Origin of the sequence: Massilibacteroides vaginae (assembly GCF_900178525.1) — a bacterium.
GTDB lineage: Bacteria > Bacteroidota > Bacteroidia > Bacteroidales > Tannerellaceae > Massilibacteroides > Massilibacteroides vaginae.
In genome coordinates this window covers 264,032-288,074 of sequence record NZ_FXDJ01000006.1, presented here as the reverse complement: position 1 = coordinate 288,074, position 24,043 = coordinate 264,032, and the positions used below count along the sequence as shown (strand labels likewise).

Genomic DNA, 24,043 nt, shown 5'->3' with positions numbered 1-24,043 from the left:
CAAATATAAAGATAGCAATCCTTATAAAGGGAAAAATAGGCTGATTTCTTTCCTTCCGTTATGCGCTTTCGTAAATTTTCTTTTAGCGATATGATAAATCAGACTTCTGTATTTTCGGGTTTTCTGCGGACATAATTCAATGCATCTTCCACAAGAAATACATTTGCTTTTATCGGTCTTCTTTGGTGTGTCGTCAGCAATCGCATTGGTCGGACAAGCTTTTACGCAGACGCCACATTTGTCGCATTGCCTACCTCCGGTGGGTACAAAAGGAATAGCTCCAATTGCGCGATAGGGTATATTGCCGGGCAGGTGCAGGTTGTTTGTGTACCTGTATTTCAGACTTTGCTTTCCAAACTCCCGGGCTGCCTCTAAGTCTGCAGTGTCCGGTCTGCCTTCGGCAACATTCGTGAAAATAGAATGTCTCGCAACAAAAGCTCCCGCGCTGATAACCTTAAATCCGGATTCGATACAAATTTGCTGCAATTCCAGTAGCGTATCTTCAAACTCCCGGTTGCCGTATACGCAAACAAGAATAGCAGGAGTGCCATTCGCTTTGAATTGAGACAAGTGCTCCTTAGCAAGCGAAGGAACCCGTCCATAATAAGCCGGAACGCCAATAACCACAATACTATTGTCTAAGAATACTGTTTTTCCGACACCCTGAGTAATATCATAAGTAACAATATGAGGAGAAATACCCTCAGCAACAGCCTTAACTATTTTCTTAGTAGAAAGAGCCGGACTAAAATAAATCGCATGAACACCATTAACTTCCATAAGTATGATACCTTAATTATAATAGAAATACGCTTATAAAAGTACCATTTTTTCAGAAACCTCCAAGTATACCGACTGAATAGGCGTGTTTTATGTTTTAATAACGGAGTCTCGATAGGCCTTTGGGGTAACGCCGGTTTGCTTTTTAAAAAAGGTGCCAAAGAATGAAGCGTTAGGAAAATTAAGATGATCGGCAATTTCCACAATCGACATATCAGTTGTTTTCAGGAGGTTTTTGGATTCAATAGTTATTACTATTTGTTTCCATTGCTCAAAAGAATGTCCGGTTACTTTTTTTACAATAGACGATAGATAGTTGGATGCCAGGCATAACTTATTTGCGTAAAATGACAATTGTTTTTCTGTTTTAAAATAGGTAAGAATCAGGTACACAAATTCCCGGGCAATTTTATCTTCTTTCGAGGCGTTTTGTAAAGCACCTTTGTTGCTGTCTTTTTTGTAATAGGACGAAAAAATAAGCATATACGACAATAGTAAAGAATTGACAATGGCTTCCTGATATACTAAATCTTTCTTTTTGAAAGTTCTCAACGTTTGAAACAGACTGAGCAGATCATTGATTTCGTTGTCTGTTCGCTGCAATACGGGCACTTCATTCATCATCATAAAATCTTCTTTGTCCATACGAAGGGGTAGCGTAAAGAAGTATTCAAGCGATATGAAAACTAACTTCAATTCGAAATCTGCAGTATCGATAAATCCTTTAACGATACTGTGCGGCGTAATTAATAAGGTATGATTTTTCATTAATTGGTGTATCCTGTTGTTTACAGACACTCTGCCAAGTCCGTTAGTGCATATTCCATATATTAAACCTTCGAAGATGAACTCTTCGGTAACGTTAATGTATTTCATTATTCTGTTTGAATCAGAAATAACGAAACTATGAATTGACTCAATTATTTTATTATCAGTATCCAATGCTGTGTTGTTTGTTTTTGTTAATGTTGTTTTGTTTCTGCGCTTTTATCTTACTTAAAATGCAAATTCATTGAATTTGAACATTCTTCGATTAATATTGAACACAAACAAATTGATCGCCTCCTCTATATTTGCAAATGTAGTAAGGAAGCAAAAACGATCGATTTGAATTTTCCAAAATTAATACAATAATTAAATATTTGTTTAATATCAACAATGTTTATGCGGTTTTAGATTGTCCGAGATTACGAATGTTATTGTACATCAAAACTGTGTTATCATTTAAATTTAATTTATCATGAAAGTAGGAATACAACTTTATTCTGTACGAAACAGTATGGCAAATGATCCTATCGGAACATTGAAAGAGGTTGCTGAAATTGGATACAAAAATATCGAAATCGCAAACCACAATGCAGAAGTGGATCCGGGAGTGGGATTTAACGTAAGTGCTGAAGAAATTAATAAAACCTTGCAAGAATGCGGCGCGAAGGTCATTAGTGGACACGTTTTTCCATTCAGAGCCGAAACTATGGACGCTATCCTGGCTTACCACGCTCAGATAGGAACTAAATTTTTAGTGATGCCTATGGATTTTTATGCTGATAGAGATGAGGTGCTAAGAAAATCCGAAATATTGAATAATGTAGGCGCTAAATGTAGAGAAGCGGGAATTGAATTCGTATATCATAATCATTTTCACGAGTTCCAGGAATTTGGAGGGAAAACAATTTACGAAATGATTATGGAAAATACCGATCCTCAAAACCTGAAGATCGAGCTTGACAGTTACTGGGCATTGCGTGGAGGACAAGATATTGCTTCGTTCATGAAAAAGTATGGAAAACGTATTCGCCTGTTGCATCAAAAAGATTTCCCTGCACAATATAAAGATCAGTTCAATCTGATAGAGGCAGTTCACAAAAACGCGCCGGTTGTTGACTTAACGTATTTCGAAAGTGTTGTTTCTGACGATACATTTACGGAAATAGGACATGGTATTTTGAACATTCAGGGCATTATAAATACGGCCACGGAACACTGTGATGTGGAGTATATCATTTTGGAACAGGATTTCTCTAAACTTGGTGAGTTGGAGAGTTTGAAAGTAAGCATGGAGAGCTTTAAAAAGTTTAATGGGATTGAGTGGTAATTGTTTTAAAGTAGAAAAGCTATGAATGAATTAAAACCTTTGAAAGTTGCTATTATTGGTTGTGGTACTATTAGCCACATTTATATGACCAATATTAAAGAAAAATTTGCGATCCTTGATCTGGTAGCTTGTGCTGACTTAATTGACGATCGGGCGCAAAAAAGAGCCGATGAGTTTGGTCTTAAAAAAATGACCAACGCGGAAATACTGGCAGACAAATCAATTGACTTAGTGATCAATCTGACAACACCTCAGTCTCATTTCGAAGTGTGTAAAGATATATTGAATGCCGGAAAGCATTGTGTGGTAGAAAAAATGATGACAGTAGACTATCCGGAAGCTGAAGAACTGTGCAAACTTGCGGAAGAGAAAAAGCTGATGTTTGGTTCTGCTCCGGATACATTCCTTGGAGGTGGCTGGCAGTCTGTTCGCAAATATGTTGATGATGGTGTGGTTGGTAAGCCAATAAGCGTAAACGCAGTGATCACCTGTTCGTATCAGCCTGTGACTGCTACTTTTGATATCGGTGCAGATAATTTCTTCTTTCCCTTACATCCCGGAGGCGGACTTCCTTACGACTTAGGTGGTTACTATCTACACAATATGATCAACTTGTTTGGACGTGTTAAACGGGTAAGTGGTTTTGGTGGAAATATTGATCCTACCCGTAAGTATGTGAATCCGCATCATCCTAAATATGGAGAAGCGTATCTGGTGAACACTCCAACGTCGTTGTCCGGTATTCTTGAGTTTGAGTCCGGCGTATTAGGTACATTCTTGGTATCCTCAGACTCGGCTGTCTATGATAGTTTTACAGTACAAGGTACAGAAGGAAATCTGAAATTGTTTCATCCTAATTTCTTTAGCGGGTCTATTGTTTTGCAAAGACCGGGAGCTATTGCAGACGAGGAAAAACAGATTGGTATGTTGAAAGAAACAGGCTACAGACCTGCTCCGGATAGCGTTGAGTTGCCGATACTGCATGGCTATTGTGATAACAACAGAGGTTTAGGCGTAGCGGATATGGCTTATGCGATAAAAAACAATCGTAAACCCAGAGTACATCATAGCTTAGGATTGCACGCGATGGAGATAATCCATGGAATGCTGGAAAGTGCAAAAACCGGCGTTACCTATATTATGCAATCGCAAGTAGAGCGTCCTAAAATGAGAAGAACGGGTGTTGAGATTGGCACAGCACAAGAAAATTCATTGGATGATTAAATTGTTTAGACATGTGTTTGTTTCGATAAGAGACGAATACATGTCTTTTTTTTAAATGCTTAAACTTAAAACTGAATAGCAGTGACAAACCGTAAAATCAAAGTTGGTCATTGTCGGATTTGAAAGAATAGGTGAATTTATAAGCAAAGCAGTGAGACCTTAAAATAATAATAATCATTGAAAAACCCTTTTTTGCTAATTGATTCGAAATTCAGTTAGTGATGGTTAATTATCTATACCTGAAAAGCTACATACTATGGATAAAGCAATACAAAATGCTGCGTTACAATCGTCCAAGGTGACGAGTGTGTCCGAAAGATTTTTTTATAGCTCTTACTTCTGGGGGCAGAATATTTCCTATTTCATAGTCATTATGATGCTGCAAACCTACCTGACGGATGTAGTGGGTATTACAGCAGCAGCAGTGGCTACTATTTTTCTTTTTGTACGTATATGGGATGCTATTCTTGATCCGTTCTTTGGCGTGATTATGGACAGGGCTAATTTAAAGCACGGGAAATTCATTCCATGGATCAGGCTGTCGGCCTATTTAATCCCTGCACTGACTGTGTTGATGTTTGTGATTCCCAATAATCTTTCTTACGGAGTCAAGGTTGCTTGGGTAGCTATTGCTCATTTGCTTTGGGGAACCGCCTATACCATTTGTGATGCGCCGATAGCCGGACTCTCAATGGCCATTACGAATAGCGTAAAAGAACGTACCAGTTTAATTTCGTTAGGAAGACTTGGCGCCCTGCTTGCCATGCTTGGCGCTGCTTACTTTTTACCCGAACTAACAAAACAAACCAGCTATGGAACAGGAGTAATTGTGCTTTCTGTCTTGGCTTTTTTCTCTATGCTCCCTATTGGTTATAAGGGAAAAGAGCGGTTTTCTGTAAGTTCGGATTCGACTTTTAATATGAGGGATATTATTCAGTATTTAAAAACAAATAAGTATTTACTTATCTTTTTGTTAGCATTGATTCTTGGTTCAACAAACAATTCGGTGCTGTCGTGTATGAATTATGTTTCAATACAATGCCTGGAAGGTGAAAGCGCAATCAAATATAACATGTTTTCTTTCTATGGAGCTATGGTAGCGGCAGTTCCCGTAGTGATGATACTGTGCAAATACTTTGATAAGTTTTACATATTTATAGGTAGTTATGTCGTTACTGTTGTGGCCAATATTGTTATGTATTTTGCCGGTTATCAGGATTTGACAGTGTACTATATGCTGAACATTATGAAAGGAATGTGCTTTGGATTTACAATGATATTGATCTATACTTTTGTAGCTGATGTTACCATATACGGAGTCTATAAAACCAAGATTCACGCGGAGGGTATATCTTTTGCTCTTCAAACATTCACGCAGAAAATGTTTACGGCTATTGCGTCTTCATTGGTCATGTTCACCCTTTCTGCTGCCGGATATATTTCTTCCAATTTGGCACAAGAAACAATTGTACAACCCCAGGAAGTGGTAGATACAATATGGTTAACGTATAATATTTTCCCTGCGGTTGGGGCATTTATCACCCTGATTATTCTTGTTTTTTTCTACAAATTGAGGGATAAACATGTGAAAATTATGTCTGAGGTCAATAACGGTGAGTTGTCTGAAGCAGAGGCCGAAAAAATGCTTCCGACATACTTGTAGCACCTAAGATCGCCGCATGGCAAAATATAATTCTTAATGAACTAATAACTATTTTAATATTTTAAAACCTATGAAACAGAGAAAACTATCTATTCTTGCAACAAGTCTTTTGGTATTTCTCGGCACATCCACTGTGGTGGCTCAGACGAATACGAAGAACACAGAGACAGCAAAGAGTGACACCGCAAAAGTTGCTCAAAAGGCAGGAGGAACTGCCAATGTGATGCTAAACGCATCGGCTGATAATGGTCCCCGGGCTGTAAATATTGGTTTACCTGCCAGTGTGGGCGGAACGGTTGTGTTGGAAAATGGACTGCCGGTGGTTTATGACTTTATGGGGCAGATGCCTACTGCTGTGTGGAGACAAGATAACGGCGTGTCTAAATTTCAGGTGCTGAATGTATCCGAAACGGCTTTGCTTGCCAGCGACATTGGCGTGTCGGTAAGCACATGGACCAATAGAGGTACAGAAACTGTGAAAGGCGCGGCCGGTTTCACCACCAACTCTTTTGGGTTATTAAGAGGTGATGTTAATATAAGCGGTCCGTTGAAGAACGGATGGTACTATTCGGCTACTGCCTTTTTAAATATGGACCCGGGAACTTTCCGTTCGAATATTTCTACGTTTTTAGATAAAACGCAAATCTACAAGGGCTTTCTGAATAAGAAGTATGAAACCGGACAAATCGGTATTCAGTACAAATTTGCAAACAGTGAATCCATCAACGCCAAACAAAGTCCGTATATCTATCATAAAGACGGTAGCGTGTCAAGACTTCCGGGCTTCCGTATCGGACGTGATTCGTACCTTGAACAATCAGGGATGATTAACGCAATCGATCCTTTGACAGGTGAAGCCGTGGCTTGGGATGCCATGAAAGATGGAGGAAGCACATCACACGTAGTCGATATTTTGGGTGATCAGCAAATAGGTAATGGCATGATATTGGATTATACATTCCGCTATCAGTATTCTAATTCAGGACTATACAATCCATACTTAACGGCAATCACTTCCAGCGTAGATCCGAATGCGGCGGAGGCAGACTTGAAGGCAGGAAATAAAAGATACTATTATGCCGACAGCCCCAACGCTCCATACGAAGGATATGTACAAAACGGCATGATGATCTTCTCGCCGAAATCAAAGAAAAACACCGTGATGGCACGTGTGGAATTAAGTAAGAAAACAGAGAATCATCATTGGATGGTAGGCTTGCACAATTGGTATTACAATGTAGATAAAGCAACTTCGGCTACCTATTCTTATCAGTTTGATGTAGCGCCCAATCCGCGTTCTTTGGTGTACGATGAATGGACCATGGATGCCGATGGTAACGGACAGTGGGTACGTAAAACCGACAAAAGTGGTAATAGCAAACACAATGGTGCTATGCAGTATTATAACGGATTTGAAAACAAAATGGCAGCAGTAGCTACCGAAAAGTGGAAAATCAACGACAGGTTTACGGTAGACGCCGGTACTCGTTTGGAGTGGCAACGCATTGATGGCGACTGGTATTCGGCAGAGGACAGAAAAGCCGGTGGAACAAACTGGGTTTCGGGCAAAACATCCGATGTAAAGAAGGATTGGTTCAACTTTAGCGTAACAGCAAATGCAACATGGAAAGCATTCCAGAATTTCGGATTCCTTGCCGACGCTTATTATTTGCAACAAGCCGGAAAATTAAGCATGTACGCAGGTGCTGACGACCCTCAAATAGACAAATGTGAGATACCTGGATTTGCAGCCGGAGTTTATTTCAATCACCCGATGCTTAGTCTTGTTTCTAAAGTAACCTCTATCAAACGCACAAACTTCAAGAACAACTCAACGTTCAACGATCCGGTAACCGGAGCGGTAGATAAGAAAACAATCAGCTACGATGTAAGTACAATCGGTTGGACTTCCGACGTGTTGTTCCGCCCATTCAAAGGCTTCGACTTACACATGTTGCTTACCCTCCAAAACCCTAAATACAAGAACTATGAGTTTACAACCAGCTGGGGACAAGAGGTTAACAACAACGACAATGTGGCACGTAGCGTATCAAAAACATTGATTGAAATCGACCCAAGCTATACGTTCGGAAAATTCAGAATCTGGGGAAGCGCGCGCTACTTTAGCAAAGAATACGCGAACTATCCCAACACACTGATCTTTAAAGAAAGATGGGAAACCTTTGCCGGCTTGAACTACAAGTACGACAAAAATGTAGACTTCGGAATCAGCGTTGTCAATCTGTTGAACCAAAGCGGTGCTCAGGGTTCTATTTCGGGAACAAACACCACGAATGCCGAACAAGCAACAGCACTATACGACAAACCTTTAGTAGGAACCTATATCCGTCCGTTTACAATCGAATTTAAAACTAAAATCAGATTCTAAAATGTGTTAGTATCTATAACTTTAAAAATAAAATAATCATGAAAACTTACATTTTATTAATCGGCTTCATGCTGTCAGCTTTTGTTCCTACTACTTTTGCACAAAAAAAAGATGCAAAAGATAATACGGTAACACTCTATATTACGCGCCATGGCAAGACTATTTTGAATACGATGGACCGTGTTCAAGGCTGGGCAGACACTCCTCTTACGCCTGCCGGAATTGAGGTTGCGGAATATTTGGGCAAGGGATTGAAAAGCGATGGTATTATATTCAAAGCAGCCTACTCCAGCGACCTTGGTCGTGCTCGCCAAACCGCACGTATCGTATTAGATACAAAAGGACAAAACGAAATGATGATTACAGAAGTACCTCAAATGCGCGAAACTTGTTTCGGTAGTTATGAAGGGGAGTTTAATCCTAGAATGTGGAATGATGCTGCACTTCGCCTTGGTTATAAATCGTATACGGAATTGATGGCAGACCTGGAGAAAGATCCTACATTAATGAAGAAAATGGTGGATGCTTTTGCCGCATTAGAAACTCTTGGCATTGGCGAACCTTATGATGCCGTAAAAGCAAGAGGACAAAAGGCTATTCGTGAAATTGCGGAGAAACAAGCAAAGAACGGTGGAGGAAATGTATTGATGGTAGGTCATGGTATGTCTATCGGAATTTTCCTTTCGGATCTGGATAGTTATGGAAAGAAACCTAACGCGGGTCACATGGGCAATGCTGCCGTATGTAAAGTAACCTACAAAGACGGAAAGTTTACATTAGAGTCTTTTGGCGATATGAGTTATGTAGAAAAAGGCAAAGCGAAATAATCGCTTAAATTTAATAATAGATAATGTGAAAACTCAGGTTTCTCATGCCCTTCTTTCGGATGGGTAATGAGGAACCTGAGTTTTTTTTTGTGCTTTTTTGCCCCTCTTTTATGTTGCTGAAAATCAGATCGTTGTATATACTGAAAAACATAAAGGTTATTTTTACAAACATAAAGGTTATTTTTTGAAAAATAAAGGATATCTTTTTAAACATATAGTAATGTAAAAAACGCCTTACTTTTCAGCAGGGTATTTCGACCTTAAAAATCGTTCCCGAATTTACAACAGAATCAACTTCGATCTTGCTTTTATGAATGCGGATAACTTTATCTACAAGCGCCAATCCGATTCCGTTTCCGTCAATAAATTTCTTGTTCTTTCCTCTGTAAAACGGCTTGAAAATAGTATTTAATTCTTCCTTGTGGATACCTATCCCCGTATCGGAAAAATGGATATGAATACAGTTACCTTCCGAAAAGATCAGGACGGTAGAGGTTTTGTTTTCTGAAAACTTACAATTGTTTTCCATTAAGTTTATAAAAGCTGTTTTCAGTAGATATTCATTTCCCAGCATGGTCAGCTCGGTGTCGTCTTCGCTTGCTTGCGTAAATTGCACATCGATCTTATAGGCCGGATTTCCTTTCAAAACAAAGGTGCGAGCATCCAAAACTATCTCGTCAATACGCACTTCGCTCATCGCTATTTTATTTTCATTGTAACCGGCTTTTGCCAGGTCTAAAAGGCCATTTACCAGTTTTATCAGCCGGGTTACATCGAGTTTGGAATTGCGAAGCGTTTCGATATACTCTTCTACCGTACGCTCTTTCAGCAAGGCGAAATCAATCTCTCCGACCAATGTTGCCAGTGGAGTACGCAGTTCATGCGATGTGTTGCTGACAAACATTTTCTGCGATTCGAAAGACGATTCTATTATATCCAGACTTTTGTTGAATGAAGCAGCCAGTTCACCGAACTCGTCGTTGTCGTTATACCCTGAAATGCGTAGGTCTAAATTGTTGGCTGTAATATTTTTCATTTTCCCGGAAATATCGGATACCGGTTGCAATGCCCTTCGAGCAAGAAAATAGCCGAGGATAAATAAAATAATAATAGATATAATGGTCAGGGCAATCAGGTTAATTACCAGATTATGAAGTTTGCTGTAGCCATAGCCGTCGTAGGCTGCTGCTGTTACAATATAGTGAGCGTTGTTGTAGTTAAACAGAAAACCTACCGCTTGATATTTACCTACATAAAACGTATAATCCTTATTGTTTGCCGCAATGTTCTGAATCAGTTGGGGCGTTTCTTTCACGATGTCGATATCTTTGGCATCATGATAAAGCAAGTTTATTTCAGTGTCGTAAATAGCGACTTCTACCTCATCAATGTATTCGATATTATTTTTATAAATAGAGTGCATCGTTTCGGGACTGGCTTTAGCCTCAAAAAATAAACTGGCTTTGGATACCCCTTCCCGATAGAGGTTTTTATAAAACTCTACCTCACGGTTATGTGCAGTTACCAGGTAGATGACGGTTGCGAAAATAGCCATCAGCACGGCTGTTACCACCGAGTATCGGAGTGCTATCTTGGTTTTTATTTTCATGTTTCTGTTTTAAGTATAAACCCAACTCCGGGATTTGTATGGATAAGTTTGTTGTCGAAATCTTTATCTATTTTTCGTCGTAAGTAATTGATGTAAACATCAATGAAATTTGTTCCGGTGTCAAAGTGCGTGTCCCAAACCCTTTCGGCTATTTCGGCTCGCGGCAATACCCTTTCCGGGTTTTCCATCAGATACTTCAGTAAGTTGAATTCTTTCGGGGTGAGTCTTATCTCTTTGCCCGACCGGAATACTGTGCGGGTGTTTACGTGCATACATAAATCGTCGTACTTTAGTTCGTCCGGTATTGTGTTTTCAGGTTGATTGTTGTTTCTCTTTAATAATACATTAATACGTGCGTTCAGTTCTCTTAAATCGAATGGCTTAACCATATAATCATCTGCTCCTGCATCAAAACCATCCAGTTTATCGTCGGTAGCTCCCAAGGCTGTAAGCATAATTACAGGCACATGCGGATACTTTTCTTTCGCAAACTTTGTGATTTCGAATCCATTGTGATGTGGAAGAATAATATCTGTAATAATCAGATCATACAAGTTTGCGCTGATAAGACGTTTCCCGATATCACCATCAAATGCAAGGGTAACCTCAAAGCCGAACTCGGTTAACCCCTTACCCAAGAGTTCGGCTATTCTTTTTTCATCTTCAATAACAAGTATTTTTCTCATATTCCACAGATTCTATTGAAACAAAGATACTTAAAATCTAAAAATCAATATCCCATATACCACACGCTTTTTGTAATGCAACCAACGACGAAGCAAAGCCTTTTGTTGTTTCCAGATACAGTTCGCGCACTTCATTATAGGTGCGCTGCGCGATAAGAACATCTGTTATATCGCTTTCTCCTCTCTGGTATTTATAGACCATCCCGTCCAGCACTTTTTTAGCATCTTCCAATAAGCCTGTCCGGTATTGTTCTGCTTTTTTTCGGGCGGCTTCAAACAGAAAAAAAGCCTGGGCGATTTCTGTCTGAATTTGCAGTTCTGTATTTTGTTTCTGCACTTTGGTTTGTTCTATACTGTAATTGGCCGCTTTTAGTGCCCCTTTATTCCGGTTCGAAAACTGAAGCGGAATCGACACGCCCGCTGTTACCGATCCGGCCGGTGGTAAAAATCCGTGCCAGTCTCTTTCGTAACTAACCGAAAGCCCCAGATCCATTTTTCGTTCGGCTTTCACCAGTTTGTATTGGTTGCCGGCTACCTCAATGTTTTTACGGGCGGCATACAAGTCTACCCGATTGGTCAACCCGGTTGCAATCAATTCCGGCAATAAATAATCCCGGTCTATATTCGTCCATTTGCCCGAAAGATTCATCAATGAGAGTGTTGTTTGTCCCATATATTGATTAAGTGTTGCCAATGCCGACTTATAAGCCGCCTCCTGTTCAAACACTTCGTTCAGGAGGGTTGCCGCTTCTAATTTAGACTGCCGTGCATCTATTTCGGTGATTTCGCCTAAACGAAAACGGATGCTGTCCGAATTGCTCAGTTCAAGCATATATGCATAAGAACTCTTCTTTACCTCTAAAAGTTCACGTTGCTGCATGGCTTCCAGGTATAAATCGGCCGCTTCGGCGCGTAATTCCTGGTAGTAATACTCCAGCGCCAGTTTCTCCAGATCGGCCTGACTTTTTGCCAAACGTACCCGGGCGCCTCTTTTATTACCTAACTCAAGGGTATAACCAAGTCCCATCGAGAAATTTTCGTTTGCCCCTTCGAATGTAACTTCAGGATCGGGCAAAACCTTTTGGGCAATTACTTCGGCATCGGCAATGCTTACATTGTATTTTTCGGCCAGATAGTTGAGGTTGCTTTTCCCTACCTGATTCAGATATTCCTGAAATGATAAGTTTGCAGTTGCTTGCTCCATGGACTCTTGTGCCCTTGTGTAGGATACAAAACTCAATAAAAAAACAAAAATCAGTATGGTTGTATATTTGCTGTTAGTCTTCATAATTTATCGCTGTTTTTGGGTTCTTGATCTCTTCCGGCTTTCCTTTCAATCAGATAGTAGAAAGCAGGAAGGGCGAATAATGTAATGATAGTAGAGAACATCAGTCCATAAACTATAACTGTTGCTAAAGGGCGTTGCACATCCGAACCGATGCCAGTAGCCAATGATGCCGGAAGTAAACCAAGTATGGCTACCGTTGCGGTCATCAGAATAGGACGAAACCGGTGGCGCGCTCCGTCTTTCACGGCTTTTAACAGACTGAACCCGTTTTTGCGCAATCCGTTTATGTGTGATATCATAAGCACTCCGTTTTGGATAGCCACACCGAATAAAGCAATGAAACCTACTGCCGACGACACATTGAGTGTCATTCCTCTTACATTCAAAGCCAACATGCCGCCAAACAAGGCCAAAGGAACAATCATCAATACTAATCCTGCCTGACGGAATTTGCCGAATGCGGTATAAAGCAGCATGAACATAATGGCTAATGCCAACGGAACAATAATAGCCAATCGAGAATAGGCTCTGTTTTGGTTTTCAAATTGTCCGCCCCATTTTACCTGATATTTGTCGTGATCATAGCTTACATTTTTCTCAATAGCCGTTTGTGCATCTTGCAAGAAAGAAGATAAGTCACGCCCCCGCAGATTCAGTTTTACTGTCAGGTGTCTTTTATTCATTTCGCGTGTAATGGTGCTTTCACCAGTGCTCAGCCTTACCTCTGCCACTTGCGACAACGGAATCTTAGCTCCTGTAGACGATGTAAGTGTCAGGTTCTTGATTTTTTCGGGGGTGTCACGGGCACTTTCAATATACTTGCAGGTTATATCATACACCCTGTCATTCTGGTACAATTGCGATATGGCTTTACCACCGATGGCTACCTCTATCAGATTGCTTACATCGGCTATGTTTAATCCGTATCGCGCAATGGCATCCCTGTTCATGTGCACTTGCAACTGTGGTAGAGGTGGTTCCTGGTCTATATCCAGATCTACTGCGCCGTCTACCTTTTTAAGTGTTTCAAGAATATCTTCGGCTATTCGCCGGGTTTCTTTGAAATCGTTTCCATACACTTTTACTACCAACTCACTGTGTGCACCGGCAATTTTATCCATTACACCGTCTATCATAGGTTGACTGAATCCTACTTTAAAACCGGGCATGCTTTCGTATTCCCGAGACAGTTCGTTAATCAGATCGTCTTTCGTCTTGCCGCTTGGCCATTCACTGTAAGGCTTGATGCCTACCGACACTTCAAAATGAGAAGCTGTCCATGGATCGGTTCCGTCATCGTTGCGTCCGGCCTGTACCGCTACATAAGTAATTTCGGGATATTTCATCGTGCGCTGACGGAGTGTTTCAGATAGTTCACGGGATTTTTCTACCGTTATGCCGGGAGGCAGGTTTACTTGCAGCCAGATAGAACCTTCGTCAAGCGTTGGAAGGAAATCTTTTCCGACATAAGTCGTAAGTCCGATCGCCGCTATAAATATGGCCACAACCGCTACAATTACTTGCTTAGGTTTATCCAGAATCTTATTGACTGTTTCAGCATATTTCAGTGTTAATTTCTCGAGCCATTTATTCTGATATATTTTTCTTGGCTTCCGATACAATGCATATCCAATGCCGGGTATCAGGAATAACGCGACCAACAGTGCCCCTAATAACGCATAACCGACCGTAAATGCCATCGGCGTAAACAGTTTTCGCTCTACTCTTTCGAATGCAAATAAGGGTAAGTAGGCTGTGATAATAATGATAGTAGCAAAAGCAATCGGTTTGGCAACCTCCTTTACCCGTTTGGCGATGTTGTCTTCTTCCAGCTGTATATTCGGATGATCTTCGCGTTTTTTAAGGATGGTTTCCATCATCACAATAGCTCCGTCAACAATTATCCCGAAGTCGATTGCACCCAGAGAAAGCAGATTTGCCGGTATATCCGTAAAGTACATCAGGATAAAAGCAATAAGCAACGAAAAAGGAATGGTTAATGCCACAAGCAGTGCTCCACGCCAGCTGCCCAGAAATAGAATAAGTACAACCACTACCAAAAGCATTCCTTCGAGGAGTGTTCGTGAAACCGTATTCAGCGTGGTGTCTACCAATTCTGTTCTGTCCAGATAGGTATGTATATGCACACCTTCCGGCAATATATTCCTGTTTAGTTCTTCAACAGCCTCACTGATTCCTTCAAGCACTACCGAAGGGTTCTCGTGTTTTAAAAGCAACACGATGCCGGCAACCGTTTCCGAATACTCGCGGCTACGGTCTGAGTATCCCTGAACGCCCTTTCTTTCGAGGTTTCCGTATTTAACCTTCCCCAGATCATTCAGAAAGATGGGTACGCCTTTTTCCGAGCTGACCACTATTCTGCCTAAATCTTCAAGACTTGTTATCTGTCCGATTCCCCGTACAACATATCCTAAATCTCCCCGGTTCAGCATGCTGCCTCCAACGTTGGAGTTGTTGTTTTCGATAGCCTCCATTACCTCATCGAGCGACAAACCGTATTGCTCTAATTTAAGCGGATCTATTTCAATCTGGTATTGGGTGGTTATTCCTCCGAAATTGCTAACGTCGGCCACGCCCGGAACCTCTTTTATCCGGGGTATGATTACCCAGTTTTGCAGATCGGTAAGTTCGCGCAGGGAGTGTTTGTCGCTTTCTATGATGTAACGGTAAATCTCGCCTGTAGGAGAAGTCAACGGATCAAGTCCGGGGATTGCCCCATACGGAAGTTCTACTTCGTTGAGTCGTTCCTGCACACGTTGGCGGCTCCAGTAATCTTCTATACCATCATCAAAAACCAGGGTGATCATTGACAGCCCGAATGTACTTTTGCTACGCATTACATGCATGCCGGGCATACCGTTCAATGCTCGTTCCAAGGGGATGGTTATTTGCTGTTCAACTTCTTCTGCTGCCAATCCGGGCACTTGGGTTACCACTTGCGATGTAACATCGGCAATGTCGGGATAAGCCTCTATCGACAATTGTTTCCAGGAGTAATATCCGAATACGCATAGCAATACAAACAGGCACAGTACTACCCATCTTTTTTGTATCACAGTAAGCATTAAATCTTTCTTCATCGTTGTTTATTTTAAATAGTATCCACCTTCGCTGATAATGATATCTTTATTTGATAGTCCTTTGGAGATCACGGCCGTTCCGTTGCGGGTTGCTTCTACTTCTACCGGAACCTTCAGGAACAGATCGGGCGCTTTTTCTACAAATACATAACTGTCTTTTTCTCCTTGTAAAAGTGCGGTCTCGGGTATTTGTATAAAATCGGAAGGCTTATCTAAGAAGTGCACTGTTGTGTACATGCCTATCTTCAGTAGTTCGTCTTTGTTATCGACAAACGACAACACTCGTATAGCCCGGGTGTCTTCATCTACAGCTTCTTCAACATGAAACACTGTACCCTTGAGGCATTTTTCGGGATATGCTGCAATGTAGATATCCATATTGTCATCTTCATGAATAAACCGGATGTCTTTTTCTTTTACCTGCGCACTTATCCATACTTGCGATAAGTCGGCAATAACGGCAATAGGATCGGAATCGTCTTTTATATACTGTCCTGTTACAATGTTGTTTTCTATAACGTCTCCTGCTATCGGAGAGCGTATAATAAGCGGTTGCCCTAAAGTCATTTCCTCCGCATTTACATGATAAACCTGTAAAGCAGAATATGCATTTTCATATTCCTTTTCGGCTATTTGCAGAACACTCAGGGCTTCTTCCATTTCCTTTTGCGAGCCTACCCCGTTTTTCAGTAAGTCTTCCTTCCGTTTTAGTTCTTTTTGAGCCAGATCTTTTTCAGATTTTGCCTGAAAGAATTCTTTCTGAGCAGTAGTAAAGTCGGCAGAGACTATTTCAAATAAAGGCGTGTTTGCCTGCACTTTTTGTCCTAATCTTATATATGATTTTACTACCCGCCCTGCAAAAGGCGGAGCTATATAGGCAAATTGTGTGGGAACCGGCTGAACTGTTCCGGCTGTTATTACTTCTTTAGAATAGGGGCTGGTTCCGACTTCAGACAGTTTGATCTGTGAAAGTACGACATCAGCATTTTTAATAAAAACACTGTCTCCTTTTACAACAAATGAGCTGTTTTCGTATTGTGCTTCCTTATTATTGCAGCCTGCAAAGCAGATAACGGATACGAACAGGAGTAGTTGAAAAGTTTTTCTCTTCATCATGTTTGTTTTTTTAGGATTAATATTAAATGCAAAAGCAAATCGGTCTTTTTATGTATGGGCGTCTATGTCATCTATCTCCCATTTTATGGAATAGATACCACTTTCCAGCGTAAGGAAAGAAGCTATTTTTTCAATGGTGGCATCTTGTTTGCTGAAGCTGATAATGTCGGCTTCTATAACGGCAGAAGAAGGATTGTCGGCATCATGGCTACTTAATGATTTCAACATTAAATCAGTGTTATTGCCGATATATTGGATAAATAGTACCCGGATATGATTTTCCACATCTTCCTTGCAACAGGCAACAAACTTGTAGTGATATTCCACTAACTCTTTGTCTTCAAATGCCCGTATTTTCATGATTTTATTCGAAAGAGGACGTAAGAAAACATGAACCCCAATGATGAAGGTTGTTCCTATCAATGGCTCATAAAAATATCCGAGTCCGCAGAAAGCACCGATAGCTGCCGTACACCACAAAGTGGCTGCTGTATTAAGGCCTCTTACCGTAGCGCCGTCTTTAAGAATAACGCCTGTACCAAGAAAACCGATGCCGCTGATAATGTAAGAGGCAATACGTCCGGAAGCATCCCCACCTATGCGGGAAGCGATGAACATAAATATGGCAGCACCCAAGGCTACAAGTGTATTGGTGCGAAGACCGGTTGAACGTTGGCGAAATTGACGTTCCAGTCCGATGCACATTCCTAAAAATAAAGCCAGTGAAATATGGATGATAAATGATAGCATAATCTCTGTTTTTTATAACCATTTATGAAATTTGTTTAAATACAGGTTCTTTACAAATTGCGTCAGGAAGCAATAGCCCAACAGTATGCCGACCAACCATGGGAAGTACGACCAGGGTAGGGGAGTCAGCTTTATGGATGCACCCAATGCAGTAAATGGTATGGCTATGCCTATAGCCATAATGGCAAATGTAGTCAGCATGACCGGCCAGGAAGCCCGGCTTTGTATAAATGGAATCTTGCGGGTACGAATCATGTGGACAATGAGTGTCTGAGAAAGAAGCCCTTCAATGAACCATCCCGACTGGAATAATGATTGATCTTCCGGAAGTGTACATTTAAAGACATACCACATCACCAGATAGGTCAGAATATCAAAGATAGAACTGATCGGTCCTATACATATCATGAACCGTTTCAGATCGGACGCATCCCATTTTCTTGGCTTTTGCAAGTATTCTTTATCAACACTGTCAAAAGGAATTGTAACCTGCGAAATGTCATACAAAAGATTTTGTGTAAGTATATGTATAGGCAACATAGGAAGAAACGGAAGGAATGCACTGGCTCCAAGCACACTGAACATATTTCCAAAGTTGGAGCTGGCTGTCATTTTAATGTATTTGGTAATGTTGCCGAATATCTTGCGTCCTTCGATAACTCCTTTCTCAAGCACCATTAAATCTTTCATCAATAAAATAATGTCTGCCGACTCCTTGGCAATGTCCACCGCTGTATCCACCGAGATGCCGATATCCGCCTGACGTAACGCAGGCGCATCGTTTATCCCATCACCCAGAAACCCTACTGTATTGTTCTGTGCTTGAAGAGCTTCTATTACCTTTGATTTCTGTAAAGGCGTTAGTTTGGCAAAAACGTTCGTTTTGACAGCAGCTTTTTCAAGCTCTTCGTTACTCATCTCTTCTATTTGGTGTCCTAAAAGAATGTTTTCTACGCTAAGTCCTACCTGTCGGCATACATTTCTGTTAATAAGCTCACTATCTCCTGATAGCACTTTTACCTCTACACCGTGCTCATGTAATGCCTTAATAGCTGTCGATGCCGAAGCTTTGGGCGGATCTAAGAATGCAAGGTAACCAATCAACACCATCTCCGATTCGTCTTCTACAGCAAAGGAATTTGATTTGTTGACCCAACTTTTCTGTGCTACACCCAGTACTCTCATTCCTTGTTTGTTGAGGTTTGTACTTATTTCGAGCAGCTCTTTTCTTATTTCATCAGAGACCTGAACCGGAATACCGTCTTTTTCAGCAAACATACAAACCGATAAAATTTCCTCTATGGCTCCCTTTGTTATAATCTGCTTTTTTCCTTGCCTGTCTTCTACTACTACAGACATTCTGCGGCGGTTGAAATCGAAAGGTATTTCATCTACTTTTTTATATTGTTCGCCCAAATTTCCAAAATTCAACTCGTTGCAATGGGCTAAGATCGCTTTATCCATAAGGTTCTTTAATCCGGTCTGAAAGAAGCTGTTAAAATAAGCATGACGTAAAACCCGTTCACTGTCTTTACCGTCTACATCCAGATATCGCTCAAGCACGATCTTGTCTTGTGTCAAGGTGCCGGTCTTATCTGTACAAAGAATGTTCATCGCTCCGAAGTTCTGTATAGAGTTCAGATTCTTTACAATCGTTTTATGTTTCGACATTTTTACGGCTCCTTTGGCCAGGTTGGAGGTAACTATCATCGGAAGCATCTCAGGAGTAAGTCCTACAGCCACCGATAGTGCGAACAAAAACGCTTCGAACCAGTCGCCCTTGGTAAATCCATTGATGAAGAATACAAAAGGAACCATAACAATCATAAACCGTATCAGCAGCAGACTTACATTGTTGATGCCTTTGTCGAAACTCGTCTGTGCGCGTTTACCCACTATGTTCTTAGCAATAGTTCCCATATAAGTGCTGCTTCCGGTGCTAACCACGATGGCCCGTGCAGATCCGCTTATAACGTTAGAACCCATAAAGGCTATATTGTTCAATTCGATAACACTTCCCGTTTTAGTCGGTTGTTCTCCTAAAGTATAAGGTGTTTTTTCTACCGCATCAGACTCTCCTGTCAGTGCAGACTGGCTTACAAATAAGTCCTTTACCGAAACAATACGTACATCTGCCGGAATCATATCTCCTGCCGAAAGAAATATAACATCTCCCGGTACAAGATCTACAATGTTTATATCGATAATGGAGTCTGAACCTTTACGAAAGACAGACACTTTATTGTTGACCATTTTCTTTAGAGCCTCACTTGCTTTGTTCGCTTTCCATTCCTGATAAAAACGAAGCAAGCCGCTTAACGTTACCATTGTTGTGATGATAATAACAGTTACCCACTCTCTTTCATCGGGAGCTGCCAGAATAACATCCAAAACAATAGAGATTAATGCCAAAAACATCAATATCCCGATAAACGGATTTATAAAAGCCTTTATTAAAAGGATAAACCATTTATTCTTATTTTCTACTACAATTTCATTAGTCCCAAACTCTTTTAACCGGCTTGCCGCTTCTGCCGGATATAATCCTTCCCGGCGCGAGTTAAGAAATGAATAAACCTGCTCTTTAGATTGCGATGCAGCAAGAAATAACTTTTCACTGTTGAAAGCGAATTCTGCATTTTTCTTTTTTAGTTTTTTTGAGAGCTTCATAGCACGAATTGTTATGTTCTGTAATTTTGGGACAAAGGTATCCCGGCCAAATTTCAAAGGCTGTTAGAGAACTATTAGAAAATTACAGGAAGCTATTAGAAAACTATTAGAAAAGAAGATAAGGCCTTAAAGTCTTCATGGCTTTCGGGTAGTCAAAGAAAAAAACGCTTCTTTTGCACAAAGTACTTGGCGAAGGAATACTTAATAACCATATATCATCTTATTTATCAGGCGATAAAGATATATTTTTTCTGTCATGATTTTAATTTCGCGTAAAAAAAATATTTTTACACTCAGCATGACAAGGAGAAGGAATCGTCCTCTTTTTCATGCCGACTGCCCTCCCTGTCATTCCGACCGAAGTGGAGGAATCTCTGCATATAGCTTCGTTTAAGAATAGTCAGACGCGGTGAGATGCTTCGACAAGCTCAGAATGACAAGCGGTGTGCCGATTTATAACAAGGAAATAGACCGGAAAGAAACTCAAAACAGGATAAAAAAACAACAAAATATTATTTCCTGGAATATTTATACCGGCACTTAGTCCTTAGGCGTGAGCTTCTTGTAATAGGAGGTTGCTGTGTACAATACCGCTGCAGGATTATGTCCTGTAACCCTGTCTTTGGTCACTAAGGTAGTTGCATACGCATCCGAATACTTATAAAATAAACTATCGTGCCCTACACAAAGACCGATAACTACATTTAAATCAGTCTTAATCTTATTGAGCAGCCTTGCCTGAAGAATAGGATTACACATTGCGGCACCAATATTCTCGCACTCCTTAGCAATACCAATCGAAGACTTATCGACCGCACCTACTTTACAGATTACCGAATAAGGTTCAAAATCGTTTGCCCGAAGTATCTTTGCGAAAGTTCTCGCCTCCTTAATCAGACCGATACAATTTGCTATCCCAATTTTCTTAGCTCCGGTTTTACGTGCAAACTCCATAATTTCCTCTACCCGGGTAAGATGACCGTAGCCTTCATATTCAACTTCGGCACTTGCGGTCATTATCTTGTGGTTATTCCCTTCGTCATAACGTTCCAATGCCCATTCCAAATCACCTTCATCAAGATTAGTAGTAGGACAAAACTCAGGATACGAACGAACTTTAAACTTACAATTTTGCGTTCCACAATCAACACAAGTCAATATATTTTTCTCCTTTTCCATAATAAATGTAAATATAGACAAAATAAACTTTTTGGTATAGGCGTTTAGACCGCACTGATTTTTATGATTTGCTACCTTTGTAGCATGAATGAACGAAAACGATTTTTAGGAGTGAACTCAATCAAATTTTACAATACTTTTAGCTCAGATGAAGTCTGCTATGAATACATATCAGCAATCAAATGGAATGATAACGCTTATCAATGTAAAAGATGTGGACATACAAATTTTTGCAAAGGCGTAAGACCTTTTTCAAGAAGATGTACAAGATGTAAATATGACGAAAGTCCCACTTCAGGAACTATGTTTGATAAATGTAAGTTTCCTTTGCACCTGGCTTTTCATATTGCATTTAAGATAAGTACCAAAAAGAAAGGAATGTCCTCTTTAGAGTTGTCTCAAGAATATGAACTGCGACAAAAAACTTGCTGGGAGTTCAAATGGAAAATACAGCAAGCAATGCAAAGCAGTAAAAAGCATTTAATCAAAGGACTAGTTCATGTTGATGAATTCTATATTGGCGGTGAAGAAGAAGGGAAACGAGGTCGTTACAAAGGAGAAAAGAAGCTTGTCATTGTCGCTCTCGAAATAGTTGAGAGTGGAGTTGGACGAGCTTATGCTCAATGTATCGAGGATGCTTCTTCGGCTTCTTTTCGTCCTTTCTTTGAATCATATATCAGTAAAGATGCAAGAATAATTACTGACGAATGGAGAGGTTATATACCCTTGAAAAAAGATTTTCCAAATCTCGAACAGGTAAAATCTGACGACGGAAAAAACTTCAAGGATTTACATATCCACATTATGAACCTGAAAGGTTGGCTCAGAGGAATTCATCATCATTGTACCAAAGAACGTCTTCAAGGATACCTTGATGAATACCACTTTAGGTATAACAGACGTTCAAATATGGAGACAATATTCGATATACTCATAAAAAGAATGGTTTTAAATAATCCTATTCGCTTACAATCAAATAATTAATTAGTGCGGTCTAAACGCCTATACCAATAAACTTTTTTACTATCCAATTCAGCTCCAAGCGTTACTCTTCCATTTTTAAGGACAGACTTTCTGAAATAAATATGGCGATCTTTCCTTTAATCAGCAATTCGTCCTTTAATAAATCCCCGAAAACCGTATAAAAAAACAAAAGGCCTCAATCTTTCGACTGAAATCTTTGATGTTCTCGGCGGATTCGTGTCAGTTATTCTTTTGTTTTGATGATCAGAAAGTTGTGATTTTTTGAAATTGCAATTCGATCGATATCTATTAAATTATGCAATAGGTTTGACTATTTCAATTTTCAAGCCAAGAGCATTCATTATTCGGTAGAATGTCCCTACACTTGGATTAATAGAACCATTCTCTATACGGGATATGTACGACTTTGTACTATTAATTCTTTTGGCAAGTTCGGATTGAGTTACTCTAACTTCCTTTCTTGCGTCATGCAGTATCTGTCCGGTATAGAAAGCATAAGCTTCTTCATCGAACTGCTCCCGTTGAGGCGTACCATGTGCGCCAAACTCTTTTTCAAGTTCTGCACTGATGTCAGTCAGCATGTTGTCTTTTGTACTCATAATATTCCTCCTTAATTTTAATTGCCTTTTCTATTTCTGAAGCGGGTGTTTTCTGTGTTTTCTTTTGAAAGCCATTAAACAAAACCACTATCCGGTCTTCATCAAAAATGAAGAAGATACGGTAAATGTTATTGTTGAAGTTAATACGGATTTCATACACCTCTTCCCGTATTAGTTTTATGAACTTTGTTGGTAAACGGTTTTCGGTTTCAAGAAGCGAGAGTATGTATTTCACTTTCAGCACCTCCTTTTGTGTGAGCGAAGCGATGAAATCTGCATAATATCGACCGAATGCGATTACTTTCCTTTTCATGCCGCAAAGGTATAGAAAGTTTCATAATAGTGAAACTTTTCAGGGTGTTTTATAGATGCAACTTCTAAAATTCCAAAATCGATATTTCTTTTAGGATTTAGGTTCAGTGCCGAACGCCTCTTGAAGAAATTCTCCAACGCATTACCGTTGGTGTCGATCTTTATAAACTGGCAGGCATTCTTTTCAAGATATATCAGACTTGATAAGCTATAAAATCGTTGAGTTGTATCTTCGGAACGAGTTAAAAACAAATCAGAAATGGCTCTGGCAATACGCCCGTTACCATCATCAAATGGATGAATAATAATAAACCATAGATGGGCAATAGCCGATTTCAAAACAAGGTCTGTTTTGGCGTCAACATTTGTCCAGGATCAACCGGAAAATTCGGTTGGCGACAATTATTTACACCTTTTTTAAGTTAAAAACGCCACTTTTTTTCCGTTTTTGGACAACTCCATAGGTTGTTGATAATCAGCATATTGTGTATGTCGAAAAACATAAAGGTTATTTTTGAAAAAATAAAGGATATCTTCAGAAAAATAAAGGATATATTTTCAAACATATAGTATTGCTAAAAAACAACTTCATTTCAAAGTAGAATTTGAATTGTTAATTTGTTAGACGCTGCATATTTGTCAACCGGAAATTCCCATAGTTCCGATATTCCACTTGAACCGTATTAAACGATTGAAAACCATATAAAACACAAAAGGCCTCAATCTTTCGACTGAGACCTTTGAGGTTCCTGGCGGATTCACGCCAATTAC

The 24,043-nt window shown here is 40.1% G+C and carries 18 protein-coding genes and 1 pseudogene; 6 read left to right on the top strand and 13 right to left on the bottom strand.

Annotated elements, in window-relative coordinates; genetic code table 11:
* Positions 1 to 21 precede the first annotated feature (21 nt).
* Both B9Y81_RS01715 and B9Y81_RS01710 read right to left on the bottom strand, forming a co-directional pair.
* On the bottom strand, positions 22 to 780 hold the full coding sequence (locus tag B9Y81_RS01715) for a 4Fe-4S binding protein (protein WP_085535262.1): 759 nt from the start codon (positions 778 to 780) through the stop codon (positions 22 to 24).
* A 90-nt stretch (positions 781 to 870) separates the two neighbouring features.
* Positions 871 to 1,656, bottom strand: a complete 786-nt coding sequence (locus B9Y81_RS01710) for an AraC family transcriptional regulator (protein ID WP_085535261.1) — start codon at positions 1,654 to 1,656, stop codon at positions 871 to 873.
* Between the two features lie 364 nt (positions 1,657 to 2,020).
* On the opposite strand from B9Y81_RS01710, the gene B9Y81_RS01705 reads away from it, so the two are divergent.
* The 5 genes from B9Y81_RS01705 (at position 2,021) to B9Y81_RS01685 (ending at position 8,978) form a co-directional block, all read left to right on the top strand.
* Complete coding sequence (locus B9Y81_RS01705) at positions 2,021 to 2,875, top strand: sugar phosphate isomerase/epimerase family protein (RefSeq protein ID WP_085535260.1); 855 nt, start codon at positions 2,021 to 2,023, stop codon at positions 2,873 to 2,875.
* 21 nt (positions 2,876 to 2,896) lie between these two features.
* Entirely contained in the window at positions 2,897 to 4,099 is a 1,203-nt protein-coding gene (locus B9Y81_RS01700) for a Gfo/Idh/MocA family protein (protein ID WP_085535259.1), read from the top strand.
* A 256-nt stretch (positions 4,100 to 4,355) separates the two neighbouring features.
* On the top strand, positions 4,356 to 5,762 hold the full coding sequence (locus tag B9Y81_RS01695) for an MFS transporter (protein ID WP_085535258.1): 1,407 nt from the start codon (positions 4,356 to 4,358) through the stop codon (positions 5,760 to 5,762).
* A gap of 70 nt (positions 5,763 to 5,832) precedes the next feature.
* Positions 5,833 to 8,151, top strand: coding sequence for a TonB-dependent receptor (locus B9Y81_RS01690; protein WP_085535257.1), 2,319 nt, complete (start codon positions 5,833 to 5,835; stop codon positions 8,149 to 8,151).
* A gap of 38 nt (positions 8,152 to 8,189) precedes the next feature.
* The gene (locus B9Y81_RS01685; protein ID WP_085535256.1) at positions 8,190 to 8,978 is read left to right on the top strand and encodes a histidine phosphatase family protein; all 789 of its coding nucleotides are present in this window, start codon (positions 8,190 to 8,192) and stop codon (positions 8,976 to 8,978) included.
* A gap of 241 nt (positions 8,979 to 9,219) precedes the next feature.
* Here the strand turns inward: B9Y81_RS01685 and B9Y81_RS01680 are convergent, their stop codons facing one another.
* The 8 genes from B9Y81_RS01680 to B9Y81_RS01645 all read right to left on the bottom strand — a co-directional run bounded on the left by B9Y81_RS01680 (position 9,220) and on the right by B9Y81_RS01645 (position 21,377).
* Positions 9,220 to 10,587 carry a sensor histidine kinase gene (locus B9Y81_RS01680; protein WP_085535255.1) on the bottom strand — a complete coding sequence of 456 codons (1,368 nt, stop codon included), beginning with the start codon at positions 10,585 to 10,587 and terminating at the stop codon, positions 9,220 to 9,222.
* Positions 10,584 to 11,273 carry a response regulator transcription factor gene (locus B9Y81_RS01675; protein WP_085535254.1) on the bottom strand — a complete coding sequence of 230 codons (690 nt, stop codon included), beginning with the start codon at positions 11,271 to 11,273 and terminating at the stop codon, positions 10,584 to 10,586. Before B9Y81_RS01675 ends, B9Y81_RS01680 begins: the two co-directional genes overlap by 4 nt.
* 37 nt (positions 11,274 to 11,310) lie before the next feature.
* Positions 11,311 to 12,561: a TolC family protein gene (locus B9Y81_RS01670; protein WP_085535253.1), complete on the bottom strand. Its 1,251-nt coding sequence runs from the start codon at positions 12,559 to 12,561 to the stop codon at positions 11,311 to 11,313.
* Positions 12,558 to 15,662, bottom strand: a complete 3,105-nt coding sequence (locus B9Y81_RS01665; protein WP_085535252.1) for an efflux RND transporter permease subunit — start codon at positions 15,660 to 15,662, stop codon at positions 12,558 to 12,560. Before B9Y81_RS01665 ends, B9Y81_RS01670 begins: the two co-directional genes overlap by 4 nt.
* Positions 15,663 to 15,668: 6 nt before the next feature.
* On the bottom strand, positions 15,669 to 16,778 hold the full coding sequence (locus B9Y81_RS01660) for an efflux RND transporter periplasmic adaptor subunit (RefSeq protein ID WP_085535251.1): 1,110 nt from the start codon (positions 16,776 to 16,778) through the stop codon (positions 15,669 to 15,671).
* A 48-nt stretch (positions 16,779 to 16,826) separates the two neighbouring features.
* Entirely contained in the window at positions 16,827 to 17,528 is a 702-nt protein-coding gene (locus tag B9Y81_RS01655; protein ID WP_085535250.1) for an MgtC/SapB family protein, read from the bottom strand.
* A gap of 12 nt (positions 17,529 to 17,540) precedes the next feature.
* Positions 17,541 to 20,198, bottom strand: a complete 2,658-nt coding sequence (gene mgtA, locus B9Y81_RS01650; RefSeq protein ID WP_085535249.1) for a magnesium-translocating P-type ATPase — start codon at positions 20,196 to 20,198, stop codon at positions 17,541 to 17,543.
* Between the two features lie 540 nt (positions 20,199 to 20,738).
* Entirely contained in the window at positions 20,739 to 21,377 is a 639-nt protein-coding gene (locus tag B9Y81_RS01645) for a DUF1847 domain-containing protein (protein WP_085535248.1), read from the bottom strand.
* An 84-nt stretch (positions 21,378 to 21,461) separates the two neighbouring features.
* Here B9Y81_RS01645 and B9Y81_RS01640 point away from each other — a divergent pair, with 84 nt between their 5' ends.
* A complete protein-coding gene (locus B9Y81_RS01640; RefSeq protein WP_085535247.1) occupies positions 21,462 to 22,361 on the top strand; it encodes an IS1595 family transposase in 900 nt (299 codons plus the stop codon).
* A 293-nt stretch (positions 22,362 to 22,654) separates the two neighbouring features.
* Here the strand turns inward: B9Y81_RS01640 and B9Y81_RS01635 are convergent, their stop codons facing one another.
* The 3 genes and pseudogenes from B9Y81_RS01635 to B9Y81_RS15475 all read right to left on the bottom strand — a co-directional run.
* Positions 22,655 to 22,960, bottom strand: coding sequence for a helix-turn-helix domain-containing protein (locus B9Y81_RS01635; protein ID WP_085535246.1), 306 nt, complete (start codon positions 22,958 to 22,960; stop codon positions 22,655 to 22,657).
* Positions 22,932 to 23,273, bottom strand: coding sequence for a type II toxin-antitoxin system RelE/ParE family toxin (locus tag B9Y81_RS01630; protein ID WP_085535245.1), 342 nt, complete (start codon positions 23,271 to 23,273; stop codon positions 22,932 to 22,934). Before B9Y81_RS01630 ends, B9Y81_RS01635 begins: the two co-directional genes overlap by 29 nt.
* Positions 23,270 to 23,626, bottom strand: a pseudogene (locus tag B9Y81_RS15475) (Fic family protein); the annotation flags it as partial. The gene B9Y81_RS01630 and the pseudogene B9Y81_RS15475, both read right to left, overlap by 4 nt.
* Between the last annotated feature and the right edge of the window lie 417 nt (positions 23,627 to 24,043).